9 protein-coding genes are annotated in these 14,972 nt (G+C 71.0%); 3 read left to right on the plus strand and 6 right to left on the minus strand.

Features of this window, described 5'->3' with window-relative positions; genetic code table 11:
* Positions 1 to 27: 27 nt before the first annotated feature.
* Together WMF26_RS19410 and WMF26_RS19415 are read left to right on the plus strand one after the other, a co-directional pair.
* Positions 28 to 1,776 carry a lipoxygenase family protein gene (locus WMF26_RS19410; RefSeq protein ID WP_438001532.1) on the plus strand — a complete coding sequence of 583 codons (1,749 nt, stop codon included), beginning with the start codon at positions 28 to 30 and terminating at the stop codon, positions 1,774 to 1,776.
* A 27-nt stretch (positions 1,777 to 1,803) separates the two neighbouring features.
* The gene (locus WMF26_RS19415) at positions 1,804 to 3,138 is read left to right on the plus strand and encodes a cytochrome P450 (protein WP_437947648.1); all 1,335 of its coding nucleotides are present in this window, start codon (positions 1,804 to 1,806) and stop codon (positions 3,136 to 3,138) included.
* Positions 3,139 to 3,172: 34 nt separating this feature from the next.
* Here WMF26_RS19415 and WMF26_RS19420 read toward each other — a convergent pair whose 3' ends face one another.
* The 4 genes from WMF26_RS19420 to WMF26_RS19435 form a co-directional block, all read right to left on the minus strand.
* Positions 3,173 to 4,486, minus strand: coding sequence for a hypothetical protein (locus tag WMF26_RS19420; protein ID WP_438001533.1), 1,314 nt, complete (start codon positions 4,484 to 4,486; stop codon positions 3,173 to 3,175).
* Positions 4,486 to 7,251, minus strand: coding sequence for a TonB-dependent receptor domain-containing protein (locus tag WMF26_RS19425; protein ID WP_438001534.1), 2,766 nt, complete (start codon positions 7,249 to 7,251; stop codon positions 4,486 to 4,488). The genes WMF26_RS19420 and WMF26_RS19425 overlap by 1 nt, the downstream gene beginning before the upstream one ends.
* A 133-nt stretch (positions 7,252 to 7,384) precedes the next feature.
* A complete protein-coding gene (locus tag WMF26_RS19430) occupies positions 7,385 to 8,068 on the minus strand; it encodes a potassium channel family protein (RefSeq protein WP_020735879.1) in 684 nt (227 codons plus the stop codon).
* Positions 8,069 to 8,205: 137 nt separating this feature from the next.
* The gene (locus WMF26_RS19435) at positions 8,206 to 9,780 is read right to left on the minus strand and encodes a CotH kinase family protein (RefSeq protein WP_438001535.1); all 1,575 of its coding nucleotides are present in this window, start codon (positions 9,778 to 9,780) and stop codon (positions 8,206 to 8,208) included.
* A 229-nt stretch (positions 9,781 to 10,009) separates the two neighbouring features.
* On the opposite strand from WMF26_RS19435, the gene WMF26_RS19440 reads away from it, so the two are divergent.
* Positions 10,010 to 11,185: an MFS transporter gene (locus WMF26_RS19440; protein ID WP_438001536.1), complete on the plus strand. Its 1,176-nt coding sequence runs from the start codon at positions 10,010 to 10,012 to the stop codon at positions 11,183 to 11,185.
* A 21-nt stretch (positions 11,186 to 11,206) separates the two neighbouring features.
* Here WMF26_RS19440 and WMF26_RS19445 read toward each other — a convergent pair whose 3' ends face one another.
* Together WMF26_RS19445 and WMF26_RS19450 are read right to left on the minus strand one after the other, a co-directional pair.
* The gene (locus WMF26_RS19445) at positions 11,207 to 12,109 is read right to left on the minus strand and encodes a hypothetical protein (RefSeq protein WP_438001537.1); all 903 of its coding nucleotides are present in this window, start codon (positions 12,107 to 12,109) and stop codon (positions 11,207 to 11,209) included.
* Between the two features lie 60 nt (positions 12,110 to 12,169).
* Positions 12,170 to 14,971, minus strand: a complete 2,802-nt coding sequence (locus WMF26_RS19450; protein ID WP_438001538.1) for a tetratricopeptide repeat protein — start codon at positions 14,969 to 14,971, stop codon at positions 12,170 to 12,172.
* Position 14,972: the final 1 nt, after the last annotated feature.

The raw sequence follows: 14,972 nt of genomic DNA on the forward strand, positions 1-14,972 counted from the left end.
GTCTGAGACGGAGAAGAGAGCACGAGCATGAGGGAGCCCAGCTCGACACCGAACTGGCGCAATTTCGGGTCCAACCTGCCGGCCGGCAGCGATTCCGTGCCGCCGGGGGAAGGTTTTCCGATCAAGAAGATCTTGGCGCTCAACCTCGGCAAGTGGAAGGACGCTGCCGGACTGCAAATCGCGCAGACGCTTCACCTGTTCGCGTACGGGTACAGGCGCTATCGCGAGGGGAAGTTCATCCTCAGGGCCACGTCCGACCTGGGGCTGGGCGCCATCTTCGAGTCCGTCGACAACTGGGAGAGCTTCGACCAGTTCGAGGAGTTCTTCAAGCCGTGGACCTTCATCCGCAGGCCCCTCGTGGCGACGCGGTGGGCCGAGGACGCCGAGTTCGGGCGGCAGCGCCTCGTGGGGATCAACCCGGCGCACATCCGCCGCGCGACCCAGGCCGATCTCGCCGATTTCCTGAGCGGCGCCGAGCCCAAGCCGGTGACGATCGCCGACGGCCGCACGCTGGAGGCGGTGCGCGAGAGCGGACAGCTCTACTTCCTCGACTACCGCATCTTCAAGGACATCGTCGACACCGACGTGCAGGAAGAGCTGGGCAAGTACCCGCTGGCGCCGACCTGCATGCTGCACCAGACCGCGGCCGGCGAGCTCTTGCCCGTGGCCATCCGGCTCGTGGACTCGCGCGCCGAGAAAGGGGCGCACCCCGACAAGATCTTCACCCCTTCGGGCCCGTCGGACGACTGGCTCACGGCGAAGATCGCCGTCGCGAGCGCCGACGCCATCTTCCAAGGCCAGGTGACCCACCTGCTCTACGCGCACCTCGTCGTGGAGCCGTTCGCGGTGAGCACCTACCGCAACCTGCCCGCGACGCATCCGCTCCATCAGCTGCTCAGGCCGCACTTCTTCAACACCCTGGCCATCAACGAGCTGGCTCGCCGGCGCTTCCTCGGGCGAGGGCGCTTCTTCGACATCACGAGCTCGGTGGCCAACATGGGCTCGTTCGAGCTCTTGACGCGCGCCTACAGCGGCAAGGGCATCAAGGGCTACCGCGGCAAGCCCTACCGGTTCTACGAGAGCGCGCTCCCCCACGACCTGGCAGCGCGCGACGTCCGCGACCTCGTCGGCTATCACTACCGCGACGACGCGCTGCTGCACTGGGACGCGATCCAGGAGTACGTCGGGCAGGTCCTGAAGATCGCCTACCCGACGCCGGGGCGCCTGGCGAGCGATGCCAGCCTGCAAGCGTGGATGAAGGAGCTCGTGTCTCCCGAGCTCGGCGGCATGGATAGCCTGCTCCCGCCGGACAGTGAGAAACAGCTCGCGAAGCTCACGAGCCTCGACGACCTGATCGCGATCGCCACCAACGTCATCTTCACGGCGACCGCGTACCACGCCGCCGTCAACTTCGGGCAAACGGACTATTACACCTGGATCCCGAACGCTCAGTTTGCCACCTACCGCTCCTTCGGCGATGTCCTGAACGGCAGCGAGAAGCGGCTGTTCAAGCCGCTGGAGCGCCTCCCGGGGCGCGCGCAGAGCATCCGCCAGATGGTGCTCAGCCGCTCGCTCAGCATGGGCCCGCCGCTGACCAGCGAGAGCCTCATGACGATGAAGTGCCTGTTGCAAGATCCCGCGGCGAAGCAGGCGTTCGCCCGCTACCGCGAGCGCCTGGCGCACATCGAGCGGGAGATCACCGAGCGCAACCGCACCCGCGAGCAGCCGTACCTGTACCTGCTCCCGTCGATGGTCCCCCAGAGCGTCGCGATCTGATCGGCACGCGAGAAAGGAATTCGCCTCATGAGCATTCACATCGAAGAAGACGGGCGAGCGGACGCTGCCAAGGCGCCGCCCTTCGACTACCTGCAGGCCCTCCACAGCGCGCTGTCGAACGAGAACGATCCGGTCAAGCGGAAGCAGATCGAGGCCGGCATGGTCTTCAAGTGGCTGAGGGAGGAGCCGCTCCCGTTCCTCAGCCAGCTGCGGCGCGAGAAGCCCATCTTCTCCATCCCGGCCATCACGCTCGTGACCCGGTACAACGACGTCGTCGAGGTCCTCAACGCCAACGACGTCTTCTCGGTCGACAACATCGCGCCCAAGCTCGTCGAGAACGTGGGCCAGAACATCCTGGCGATGAACGACTCGCCCAAGTACGAGCACGAGAAGTCGCTCCTGCGCCTCGCGTTCCCGCGCGCCGATCTGCCCCGCTACCGTCAGATCGTCGTGGAGGAGGCGAACCGGCTGCTCGCCAAGGTCGGCGTCGACAAGCCGTTCGACCTCACCGGCGACTACGCGCTCAGGGTGCCGGCCGGCGCGATGGCCCGGTACCTCGGCGTCGGCGAGATCCCGACGGAGAAGGTGGTGGCGTGGACCCACGCGCTGTTCCACGAGATCTTCCTCAACCCGACCAACGACCCGGCGGCCGTGGCGGCGGCGAGGGCCGCTCGCCAGGAGGCGCTGCCGCTGATCGACGCGATCGTCGCCGCGCGGAAGAAGCAGCTGGCGAAGTCGCCCCCGCCAGAGCAACCGTCGGTGCTGGACCGCTACCTGCTCATGCAGGCGGTCCCCGAGACCTACGAGAGCGACGAGGGGATCCGCGACGTGATCCTGGGGCTGCTCATGGGCTGCGTGGACCTCAGCGGCGGCGCGATCGTCAACGCCCTTGTCGAGCTGATGAAGCGCCCGCGCGTCCTGCGCGACGCGCTCAACGTGGTGAACGTCGAGGACGACGCCGCCATCACCGGCTATGTGCTGGAGGCGCTGCGCTTCCGTCCCCCGTCGACCGGCGTCACCAGCCTCTGCGTGCGCGACTACACGGTCGGGCGCGGCACGCGGCACGAGGAGAAGATCCCCGCCGGCGCGCTGGTGATGGCCTGCAGCGCCTCGGCGATGCATGACCACGAGCACATCGACGCCCCGGACCAGTTCAGGCCGGGGCGCCTGCCGAGCAAGAACTACCTGTTCTGGGAGTCAGGGATCCACACGTGCCACGGCAAGTACGTGGCCATCCTGCACATCTCGCTCGCCGTCAAACAGCTGCTGCGGGCCGGCGTCCCCAGCGCGATCGACCCCCTGCCGCGCGTCCACGGGTACCCTGCGCCGTTCCGCGTGCGCCTGACCGCCGCCGAGGGCTGACCCGCTCCTCGCGCGGGACGGCGTGGTCCTGGCGTCACTCCACCTGCACTTCCTGTCGCCTCACGCTCGCGCCGCCCCGCGTGTCGTGAACCACCGCCCACAGCGACACGCGCCCCGGCTCCGAGGGCGGCGTCCACGTGGTCCCGTTGCCCCCGCGGGAGGCGCCGGTCGTGTCGTTCACCAGGCGGCGCGCCCCGTCGAACTCGCCCCCGTCCGTGTAGTAGTCGACCCAGATCGCCTCGCGCGCCGGCGGACCGCCGAGGCCGGCGGCTTCCTCGTCCACCTCGGCGGCCTCCGCCGGCACGACGGCCTCGATCTCGTAGGTCGTGCACTCGTCCTCTGCCGGCTCGGTCCGGCCGCAGCCCTGGGCCTGCTCCTCCGACCGAACGCACCGCTTCACGACGGGCACACCGTCCTCGCCCGGAGTGACGGGTTTGCCATCGAGCTTCAGCGTGAAGTCGTCGATGGGCGGGTTCGCGTTCAGCCGCTCCTTCTTGAAGACGTAGACCTGCGTGTAGCCCACGACGAAGCTGTCCGGACCGAGCACCGTCCCGTCGTCGCCGACGCACTCCAGCGGAAACCCCGCCTTTTCGGGCGCCGACGCCACGCGTGTCGTGCCGGCGCACACGGCGAACAGCACGTAAGCCGACGAGTACACCGTCCCCGTCTCGGTGGGCCTCGCGTCCTTGAGGATCTCCTTGGGCAGCTTCCACGTGAACGAGACCGCATCGGGCTCGCCGCTCTTCTCCGGACCGATCTCCTGCTGCGCGAAGGGGACGGTGCGCTCCTCGTCGCTGCCGCCGCCGCTGCCGCCGTCGCCGCCGGCACCGCCGCTGCCGCCATCGCCGCCGGCACCGCCACCGCCACCGGAACCGCCGCTGCCGCCGGCACCGCCGGCACCGCCACCGCCGCCGGCACCGCCACCGCCGCCGCCAGCACCGCCGCTGCCGCCGTCGCCGCTGCCGCCGGCGCCACCACTGCCGCCGTCGCCGCCGGCACCGCCCGGATTCGCGACGATTCCCGCCGCATAGGTGCCCAGCCACTGCGGGATGCACCCGAGGTGCTCGTCCACCCCGACCGGCGGATTCACGCAGCCGCCCACCCACGTGACCTCGACCTTCCGCGGCGCGCCGCCCTCCGCGCCCTTCGCGTCGGCGTACGTCATCCGGAACGTCACGAGCTCCTCCGCCGCCGCGTACGGCTTGTCCGCCGTCACCGCGAGGACGCGGAGCCCCTTCACCTCGGACGAAGGGGCCATGTCGCTCCCCGCGCAGCAGGGGATGCCCACGGCCAGGGTCGAGAGCGCGGCGAGCAGCGCGCGACGAGCGGGCGGTGCGGTCCGTTTCATCAGAAATCTCCTCGCAGCCCGAGCGTGGGCAGGAAGGGGAGCCCCGTCACGTACTCCCGCTGCGTGTAGTTGAAGTTGTAACTGATGCCCTCCGCCGCCATGTAATTGTAGACGTTCTGGATGTCGAGGTAGAGCCCGAGCTGCCACCTCTTGAATTTCCACGTCTTGTCGGCGCGGATGTCGAGCTGGTGGAACAGCGGCATCCGCTCGCTGTAATCACCCCCGAGCGGGATCGGCGAATACCTCGCAGAGGACGCGTGGTAGATCGCGTTCACCCGGTTCGGATTGCACCCCTTCTCCTCCGGATCGCAGACATAGGGCGTCTGCAGGTTGCCCGACACGAGCCGGAAGCGCGCGCCCAGCTCCCAGCCCCGGCCGAGCCGCAGGCTCCCGAGCACCGTGAGCACGTGCGTCTGATCGAACTGCGTGAGGTGCTCCTCCTCGTCGGGGCCGTCCTTGCGCACCGACCGCGAGAGGGTGTACGCCGCCCAGCCGAAGAAGCGCTCGTCCGGCTTGTACTTCAACAAGAGCTCGCCGCCGACCGCGTATCCGGTGCCGTCGTTGGCGTAGTCGTCCTTCTCCGGCGAGAAGACGACCAGCCGATCGAGCTGCTTGTAGAACCCGTCCAGCGTCACCTCGACCTGCGGCGTGATCTCCTGCTCCACGCCGAGGCCGTAATGCACGGCGCGGTTCGACTTGAGCTCCGCGTTGCCGAACGGCTCGATGCTCTCCGCGAACTGCGGCGCCTGATAATAAAGGCCCACGCCCCCCTTGGCCGTCGTCCGCGGGAAGCCGGGCCGGATGTCGTAGCGCGCGTTGACCCGCGGGCTCACGTCGAGCGTCTGCGTATCGAGCGCGTAGTCGACCCGCACCCCGGGGACGATCCGCGCCCGCGACGAGGGGACGACCTCGAGCTCGGCATACGCCGCGGGCCGCGAGTACGCGCCGTCGAACGACCGGTCCTGGAACGGGTACGTCGAGAACGGCTGGTTCGACGGGTGGCCGGCGGGCTGCTGCGACGGCGCGCGGATGTTGACCGTGGCGACGCCGCCCGAGAGGTCGGTCCCGACGTTCATCGTGAGGTACCGCGCGAACCTGTGCGAGAGCTCAAGCCGCAGGTCGAGCGACGTCGAGACGACGTTGAAGGCGAGGGGAGAGATCTCGAAGTCGGCGATGTCCCGGCCGAGCGCCATCGACCACAGGAGCCGATCCCGGCTCCCGATCCGGTTCTCGTAGCTGAGCTGGAAGCGCTGGAAGGCGGTGTGCAGCCCGAAATCGCCCGTCAGCGCCGGCTCGTCCTCCGGCGGCTTGTCCAGCGTGATCTTGAAGGCGTCGTCCGATCCGTAGAAGCTCGCGCGCACGCGCTCGCTCGCGGAGGGGCGGCCCTCGAGGACGAACTGGTAATCGTAGTAGACGGGCGCCTGCGTGACGCTGGAGCCCGCCTCCTTGAGCACGGGCCCGAGCCACGCGTCGACCCAGCTGCGGCGGCCCGCGGCGATGAACGTCCAGTCCTTGAGGAACGGGACGGGGCCCTCGAGGAGCACGCGCCCGTCGATGAGGTCGAGCTGGACGACGCCGTGGTACTTGCCGTCCTGCTTCGGCGAGCGGAGCCCGACGTCCACGATGCCGCCCATGGCGCGGCCGTACACGGCGCTGAAGTTGCCCGGATAGAAGTCGATCTTCTCGAGCATCTCGGTCGGCACGACCGAGGAGAGGCCGCCGAAGTGGTAGATGATCGGCACCGGGGTGCGATCGACGAACGTGAGCGTGTCCTGGGGCGCGGACCCGCGCACGATGAGCAGCCCGAAGCCGCTGCGCGCGACGCCCGGCAGGCTCTGCAGCGAGCGCAGCGCGTCGCCGCCGGTCCCGGGGATGCGGTCGATCTCGCGCCGCTCGATCGTCCTCCGCGTCACCTCGCGCGGCGGGCGCTCGCCCTGCACGGTCACCTCGATGCCCGGCGCCTTGCCGTCCTGCGGCGCGGCGAGCGCGATGCGATAGCGCACCTCGATCGCCTCGCCGGCCGCGATCTCCTCCTCGGCCGCGAACGGCTCGAACCCCGCGGCGGCGACCTCGACCCGGTACTTGCCGGGGGGGAGGTTCTTGAAGCGGAACTTGCCGCCCTGGTCCGTCTTCGCCTCCTCGCGGCCGCCGTCGGGGCGCACGAGGGTGACCGCGATGTCCGGGAGCGGCTCGCCGGTGCCCGCGGACAGGACGGTCCCGACCACCGTCTCGACGTCCGCGGGCGGCGCCGGCGCGGCCGCGTCGGCGGGCCTGGGCGTGAGCGTGAACGCGTACCGGTAGAGGATGCGCGCCGCCGCGGGCGTGCCGTCCGGGCGCCGCGCCGGCGCGAACTCCAGGCCGGGCGCGGCCGCGAGCGCGGCCTCGTCGAAGCCGTGCCCGCCCGGCGTCGCGACCTCGGCCTTGGTGACGCGCCCGGTCTTGTCGATGTCGAGCTTGAGGATGACGCTGCCCTCGACGCCGGCGCGCTGCGCCTCGATCGGATACGCGGGCGGGGAGTACTTGAGCAGCGTCGGCGGGCTGACGGCGGCGGGCGCCGGCGGGGGCGTGCCCGGCTGAGGGACGACGACCGCGCCGGCGCCGCCGCGGGGGACCGAGGCGCCGCCCGAGTCGCCCTCGGCGGCATTTGGCTCTGGGGGGGGCGCGCCGGCGGGCTGCGCGCGCGCTGCGCTGCCGGTCATCGCGACCGCGAGCAGCAGCGCTTCCGAGACGACGAGGCGCATCACGGAGGACGCTGTGGAAGGCATGCGGCCCGCCCTCTTGCATGGCGAGGCCGAGGCGGAAAGACGCATCGCGCAGCCAGGACCGTGCTTCACGTTGCTTCACACATCGGCCGCCGCGCGCGCCGCGCCCGCGGGCGGCGCGCGGCCCGCGGCGCGATCAGCCGCCGACCTCGGCCACGAACCGGCTCACGTCGTCGCTGTCGCCCACGAGCAGCAGCGTGTCGCCGTCGCGGATCACGTAGTCCGGTGTGGGTGCCTCGAGCCGCGGCTTGTCGCCGGGCAGCTTGTTCGTGTGCGGCCGCACACCGAGCACGTTGATGCGGTAGCGCTGGCGGATCTTCGAGCCGGCGAGCGTCTGTCCGACGAGCGGCCCGTGGGCGTTCCAGGGCACGACGCGGTAATGGCTCGCGAGGTCGAGGAGGTCCTGCGCGAGCGGCATGGTGATGTCGGCGCCGACGCGGCGGCCCATCTCGGTCTCGAGCTGGATGACGCGGGTCGCGCCCACCGCGCGCAGGATGTCGGCCTGGCGATCGGTGGCGGCGCGCGCGATGATCTCGCGCACGCCCATCCGGACGAGGGAGGCCACGCAGAGCACCGACGGCTCGAAGTGCTCGCCGAAGGTCACGATCGCGGTCTCCACGTACTGCGCGCCGATCCCCTCGAGCACCTTGTGGACGGTGGCGTCGCCGACGAACGCGGCCGAGGTCTTGTCCTTCACGGCGTCGACGGCCTCCGGGTTGTTGTCGACCGCGATGACCTCGGCCCGGTTCTTCCAGAGGGTCTCGACGACCGACGTGCCGAACCGGCCGAGCCCGATGACGAGGACGCTCTTCGATTTCATGATCTCCGGTCGCGCGCCGCCCCCTCGGGGCGCGGCGCCGCGAAGGTCTCACGGATGCGCCGGGAGCGCCACGGGTCGCCGCTGCCGGCGGCGCGGCGGCGCGGCGTGGGCGGGCCGCGCCGCCCGCCGCGCGTCGCTCAGTAGAGCTCGTCCTGGTGCTGCCACCGCTCCGAGATCCACGCCTTCAGGTACGCGATCTCCTCCTCGTACGTCGTGAAGTCGTCGCGCCCGCTCCAGCCGTCGTAGCTCCGGTACGCCTCGCCCCACCGCGCCTCGTCCCGGCGCGCGCTCGCGTCGATGCGCTCCACGTAGCCGTCCACGATCGCGTGGATCTCGGCCTCGGCGAAGGCGCCGCGCAGGACCTGCCCGTAGCGGGCGCGCAGCGGGTCGCCGATCGAGGGCTCCTCGAGGAGGCGCTCGAAGAGGAGGTTCGCGTCCCGGTACTCGACGCGCTCCGAGGCCGGCTCGCGCTCGGTCTCCCACGACTGGCCGAAGCTCGCGTTGAAGTCCCACGGCGCGTAGCGGAAGACGCCGTCCGACGCCGGATCGCGGTAGTGGTAGCTGTTCTTTCCGGCCGAGTCGTTGGCCATGATGAACGTGACGAAGATCCACCAGTCCTCGTAGTCGCGCAGATCGATCCGCGCCCCGATCTCGGCGGCGAACGTGGCCTCGTCGGACTCGGACACGAAGGTCACGAGATCGTCGAGATCCGAGAACGCCCCGGGCTCGCCCTCGGCCGGCGCCCCCTCTTTCTTCTCGAAGCCGTCGTGCAGCGTCTCCTTCTTCTCGCCGGCGTGGTCGATCAACGCGAAGTTCGCGTCGTGGCTGACCGCCTTGTAGAGGTTGCCGTCCTGCGGGTAGCCGTGGTCCTCCATCAGGTAGCCGTCGATGTGATCCGCGACGGTGTAGAGCCCGGCGTACTCCCCGTCGAGGTACAGGACGGCGCTGTAGGTCTTGACCTGGATGTGCTCGGGATCGAGGCGGTTCCAGAGGTCGTAGGCGAGGCGCTGCCGGACATAGGAGTTGTCGTCGAACGTGGTGATGAGCACGACCTTGCGACGATCGGTGAAGCCGCCCGCCTCGTCGGGCTCGTTGAACTTGTCGTCCTTGGGGAACTTGAGGGTGTAGCTCCGCTTCGGGTACGAGAGCGAGCTCTCGCCGCGGAGCTCCGCCTCCGCGGCGTACGTGTGGCCGCGGTAGATCACCGTGGCCGGGGCGTACTCCTTGTCCTTGGGGACGGGCGAGAGGAAGAGCACCGGCAGGCCGTACTCCTCGGGGTAGCGGGCCGGATCGACGACGGGCACGTTCGACGGATCGGCGAAGGCGTCGGCGACGCCGACCTTGACGCGCCCGACCTCGGACGTCTGCGCGACGCGGATCTCGATGTCGTAGACGGCCGCCTGATCGAGCCCGGGCGAGAACGTCACCTCGCGCGCGATCGGGTCGTAGGCGGCGCCCTCGGGGAGCGGGCCGACCTCGAACGCGTCGCCGGCGAGCGCGAGGCCGGTCGCGCACGCCACGGGGAACGTCACGGTCTCCCCCTCGAGGAGCCAGTGCGGCCCGCCGCCCGACGGATCGCAGCGCGAGCCCGCGTCGCTGGCGCCGGACGGCCCATCCGCCGCCGCGGACGAGCCGTCCGAGCAGCCGGTGGCATGCAGCGATCCGAGGAGCAGGGCCGCCGTCAGCGGCAGAAAAGGGTGAAAAGTTCGCATGGCATCAATCTTACGCGACCGCGCGCCAGCGTGGGGGGCCGCGCGCGGGCTGGCTGGCTGGCTGCCTGGCGGATGAGCAGGCACGGCAGTTCCGCCCATGAACGGGCCGCCCTCACGTAGGTGGCGGGCGGGTGGAAAACATGCAATCTCGCCCGTTCATGCTTCCACCGAGATCGCGGAAGACACGTCGATCCAGGGCCAGCGGGGCGCCTGGGGAGAGGCCGCCCGCGTGCCGCCGCTCCTGATCCTCACCTACGTGGGGTTCGTGAGCCTGGGCCTGCCCGACGCGGTGCTCGGCGTCGCGTGGCCCTCGCTGCGCGCCTCGTTCGGGCTCCCGCAGAGCGCGCTCGGCGCGCTCCTGGTCGGGACGGGCGTGGGGTATTTCTCGTCCAGCGTCGCGGCGGGGAAGCTCGTGGATCGGCTCGGCGTGGGCAAGCTGCTCGCGCTGAGCAGCGGGCTCATCACGGTCGCCTTGCTCGGTTACGCGGCGACGCCGTTCTGGCCGCTGCTGATTTTCTGCGGGCTGATCACCGGGCTCGGCTCGGGCGCGATCGACGCAGGGCTCAACGCCTACGCGGCGAGCAACTTCTCCGCGCGCCACGTGAACTGGCTGCACGCCTGCTACTGCGCCGGCGCGGCGCTCGGGCCGCTCATCGCGACGGCGGCGCTCACGACCACCGGCTCGTGGCGCTCGGGCTACGCGATCATCGGCGCGATCATGTTGCTCCTGACCACGGCCTTCGCCGTGGTGAAGGGGTCGTTCCGCGCGCGGGCCGCGGCCGCCGAAGGCCCGGAGGAGGCGCCGGCGCCGGGCGTCCCGCTCGCCGCGGCGCTGCGGCAGCGCCGCGTGTGGCTGCAGATCGCGGTGTTCTTCCTCTACACGGGCCTCGAGGTGATGCTCGGGCAGTGGAGCTTCACGCTCAACACCGAGGCGCGCGGCGTCGCGGCGGAGACGGCCGGGGTGTGGGCGGGCGCCTACTGGGGCAGCATCGGCGTCGGGCGCGTCGTGCTCGGCGTGGCGATCGATCGGGTGGGCGCGGACCGGCTCCTGCGCATGGCCACGGTGGTGGCGCTGCTCGGAACCGCGCTGTTCGCCGTCGGCCCGGCCTGGCCAGGGGCCGCGGGGCTCATGCTGGCGGGGCTCGGCCTCGCGCCGATCTACCCGACGCTGATGTCCCGCACTCCGGCTCGGCTCGGCCCCTACACCGCGCACGCGATCGGGTTCCAGGCGAGCGCGGCCATGGTCGGCGGCGCGGTCCTGCCGAGCATCGGCGGCGTGCTCGCCGCGCGCGTGGGGCTCCCGTCGATCGGCACGCTCGCGGTGCTCACGGCCGCGGGCCTGTGGCTGCTCCACGAGATGCTCGTCCGGTCGACGCGCCCTCGGGGCACGAGCGACGGCGCGTAGGCATAGCGCCCGGCCTCGAGCTCAAGGCTCCGGCCGCTTCGGGGTGATGCGCACGCGGATCGTCGCCGGCGGCGGCGCGCCGGCGATGGACAGCGTCATGGTCCGCCCATCGGGGAGCGACCACGACGCTCTGCCGGTCACCCTGCCGTCGATCACACAGCCGAGGAACGCCTCCTCGGCCTTGCACTCGTCCGGGATCACGAAGCTGCGCTGGCCCGGCTTGCCGAAGAGCCGGACCAACGCGACCTCGGTGTCGCGCAACGCGCCGGCGAGGCCCGCCGCATCCTCGGCCGGGTCGATGACGAGCTCGACCGCCGAGAGACGGCCGTCCGTGAACTCGAGCTGCGCCGAGGCGCCCGGGAGCTCCCCGGAGGGCTTGCCGCTGCAACGGGCAGCGCCCGCGGCCTCGCTCCACTGGAGCCCGGCCCCCCAGCAGGTCGCGGCGGCCTCATCCATCAATTCGCCAAAGACGAAGCCGGCGGCGCCCGGCGGCGGGGCAGGGGGGCGAGCGTCGCGGCGGGGCTCCTCATGAACCAGAGGCGCGCTCCCCATGCCCTCGCCCAGCTCCTTCTTTCGATGATGCGCCTTCGCGCACTGGCCAAGGACGTTGAAGCCATGGATCGCCGAGATCCCGGAGACCACGATCCCGGCGCCGCCGACGAGGGCGCCCGCCTCGGGGCTGATGGCGTACGGCTTGTATTCCCTGGCCCAAACCCCGGTCTCGGTCGCGGCCGGAATGATGAGCGTTAAAACCATGCTGGACACGATGGAGATGTCCATGATGGCCCACCATGGGTGATCCGTGCAGTCCAGCGCCGCCTCGGGACCCGTCTCCTTGGGGTCGGTCTTGGGTCCGCGGCTGAAGGCGAAGGAGCAGCCCGCGCACGAAAGCCCGAGCCCGCCCGCGACCAGCACCGCCATCATCCGCGTCTTCCTGCACCCATCCATGATCGCATCCTCCCACCATCGCCCGAACCAGGCCGTTCACGCCCGCAGTGAGCGGCGCCTCCGCGCCGCGACGAGGAGCCCGAGCAGGGCGGCCAGCCAGGCGCCGCGCGCGTGCGGCTCGCCGCCGGTCTGCTCGCAGGCGCACCCGCGCGGGCCCATTGCGACCTTGACGGCCTCCGGCGAGCGCACCTGGGTCTCCATCCGCCGCCAGTCGCCCGAGACGATGAAGCTCGCCCACAGGTTCGGGTGCGCCGTCGATGGATTGGCCCGCATCGCGAGCTGCACGTCGCGCATCGCCTGGCTCCGGCCGGCGCCGCCCGCGAGCCGCTGGTAATAGGCCTGCATCAGCTCGCGGGTCCGCCCCGAGTCGACCTGCCACAGGCTCATCACCTGGGTCTCGGAGCCGGCCATCGTCAGCGCGCGCCTCAGCCCATACACCCCCTCGCCCGAGGTCGCCTCGCCCAGCCCGGATTCGCAGGTCGACAGCACCACCAGACGCGTGCCGTGGAGATCGATCCCGGCGGTCTCCAGCGCCGTCAGCACGCCGTCGTCGGAGCCGCTCCGGCGTCGGTTGAAGCCGGCGAGCGCGATTCCGGACCGGAGCAGCGGGTTCTCGCGCTGGCGGAGGGCGGCGAGCTCGGCCAGGGTGGGACGGTGCCCGGGGGTCGTCAGGAGCGCCGCGGGCACGGGCTGCTCGGGCAGGAAGAAGCCGTGCGTGGCCAGGTGCAGGAGCAGCGGCCCCTGGACCGCCTTGACGGCCTCCTCCGTGGCACGCGCGCCCAGGAGCACGCGGCTCTCGGGGAAGAACGCGGCGATGGTGCGGGCCTCTGCCGCGGTGCCCTGGAGCGGCAGGAGCCGCTGGGTGACCATATCGATGGAGCGGACGCCGCGGTGGGTCGCGTCGGGCGCGGATGGGGCGCTGCTCTCGTCGAAGGCCGGGTTCGCCAGGATGAGCGGCGGCTCGCGCGAGGCGGCCTTCCAGTCCTCGAAGCGCAGCAGGTCACGTCCGGTGGTGAGATAGGAAAAGAGGTAGCGCTCGACGAGGTACTGGCCCTCTTCATCGACGAGCGCGCCGAAGGGGACGAGGTGCAAGGGGCCATCGAGGCTGAGGAAGACCCAGCGGGTGTCGCCGAGGAGCGCTCGGACGGGCTCCATCAGGAGCCGGTCGAGGTCGCGGGCGGCCGGCCTGGGGTCGTGCGTGAGATCGTGGTCGGCGAGGGCGCGGCGGAGGGCATCGACGGCAGCCTCGAGGGGGGCGGCCTCGCCGAGATCCGTGAAGGCGGGGTCGCCGCCCGGCCCGAGGACATACGCGACGTAGCGGGGGGCGCCCCAGTGACCCGACCGCGTGTCGGGGCGGAGGTGGTAAGGACGATACTGCGCGATCTCGACAAGCGCGGCGCCTTCGGGGATCGCCGCCTGCACGTCGGGCAGGATCACGGGCTTTTGCTCGGCGCGGAACGAGGCGCTCCGCTCTCCGACCTCCGCTTCCAGCGCTTCCCGCTGCTGCTCGAGCGTGGCGAGCCTCTCGCGGTATTGCGCCGGTGGAGCGTTCTGCGGTCCGCGGGAGACCTCGGCGGCGAGCTGGCTATAGACCGACGTGAGCCGCGCGATGAGGGCCCCGTCGCCGGGGTCGCGCGACAGGCGCAGCGAAGCGAAGTTGCCGGTCATGGCGTCGAGCACGCGGCCCTTGCGCCGGAACAGGACGGTGAGCGCGAGGCGCGCGGCGTCCAACGTCGCCGGCGCGTGCTGGATGTGCAGCGCGATGTCCAGATGCGTCTGGTCGACCAGCGTGCTCATGTAGGAGCGCTTTTGATCTTCGGAGCCGGTCGCGAGGACGGCGGCCGCATTGCGATCCTGAATGTCCGTCGCCAGCCCGGCTGTCTTCACCGCCTCGTCGATGCGCGATTGCGCGATGTACAGCGCTGCCAGATTGCTGAGCGACTGGGCGACGTCGGGGTGGGATGGCCCCAGCGCCTTTTGCCGGATGGCCAGGGCGCGCTCGGAGAGCGCCTCGGCGCGCGCGTACTCCCCCTTGTCCAGGTACAGCGACGCGAGGAAGTGGAACGTTTGAGCGACGTGGGGATGATCAGGGCTGAGCGCCTTTCTCTGGATGGCCAGAGCGCGCTGGTGCATCGGCTCGGCGCGCGCGTAATCCCCCCGCTTCCCGTACAGCACGGCCACGTTGTTGAGCGCGAGGGCGACGGCGGGGTGGTCAGGCGGGAAGGCCCTCTCCTGGATGGCCAGGGCGCGCTCGGAGAGGAGCTCGGCCTGCGCGTAATCTCGCTTTGCGCGGTACAGCGCCGCCAGGTCGTTGAGGGACAGAGCGACGTCGGGGTGACCCTCCCCGAGCGCGTCCTCCCGGATGGCCAGCGCGCGCAGATGCAGCGACTCGGACCGGGCGTAATCCCCCTTGTCCCCGCACAGCACCGCCAACGTGGCGAGCGACTGGGCGACGTCGGGGTGGTCGGGCCCCAGGGCCTTCTCTCGGAGGGCCAGCGCGCGCTCGGCGAGCGACTCGGCTTGCGCGTAGTCTCCCCTGGTGCGGTAGAGCACCGAAAGGTCGTTGAGCGACGAGGCGACGACCGGGTGGTCGGGCCCGAGCGCCTTCTCCCGCATGGCCAGGGCACGTCGGTGCAGCTGCTCCGCCTGCGCGTAGTCTCCCCGTTCACGGTACAGCACGCCCAGGTTGCTGAGGGCCTTCGCGACCGTGGGGTGGTTGGTCCCGAGCACGTTCTCGTAGAGGGCCAGGGCGCGCTTCAGGAGGGGGATGGCGCCCTCGTACCTGCCCTGCGCCTTCCGCGCATCGGCCTCGGCGGTCAACCGGTTTGCTTCATCCACC

The sequence above is a fragment of the Sorangium sp. So ce185 genome (genome assembly GCF_051526825.1).
In the GTDB taxonomy this organism is placed as follows: Bacteria; Myxococcota_A; Polyangia; order Polyangiales; family Polyangiaceae; genus Sorangium; species Sorangium cellulosum_D.

What these genes read in the sequence shown, in the direction of transcription:
- WMF26_RS19430 (WP_020735879.1), bottom strand. Translation starts at nt 8,068, where the DNA reads ATGAAATCGAAGAGCGTCCTCGTCATCGGGCTCGGCCGGTTCGGCACG.
- WMF26_RS19435 (WP_438001535.1), bottom strand. Translation starts at nt 9,780, where the DNA reads ATGCGAACTTTTCACCCTTTTCTGCCGCTGACGGCGGCCCTGCTCCTC.
- WMF26_RS19445 (WP_438001537.1), bottom strand. Translation starts at nt 12,109, where the DNA reads ATGATGGCGGTGCTGGTCGCGGGCGGGCTCGGGCTTTCGTGCGCGGGC.
- WMF26_RS19425 (WP_438001534.1), bottom strand. Translation starts at nt 7,251, where the DNA reads ATGCCTTCCACAGCGTCCTCCGTGATGCGCCTCGTCGTCTCGGAAGCG.
- WMF26_RS19420 (WP_438001533.1), bottom strand. Translation starts at nt 4,486, where the DNA reads ATGAAACGGACCGCACCGCCCGCTCGTCGCGCGCTGCTCGCCGCGCTC.
- WMF26_RS19415 (WP_437947648.1), top strand. Translation starts at nt 1,804, where the DNA reads ATGAGCATTCACATCGAAGAAGACGGGCGAGCGGACGCTGCCAAGGCG.
- WMF26_RS19410 (WP_438001532.1), top strand. Translation starts at nt 28, where the DNA reads ATGAGGGAGCCCAGCTCGACACCGAACTGGCGCAATTTCGGGTCCAAC.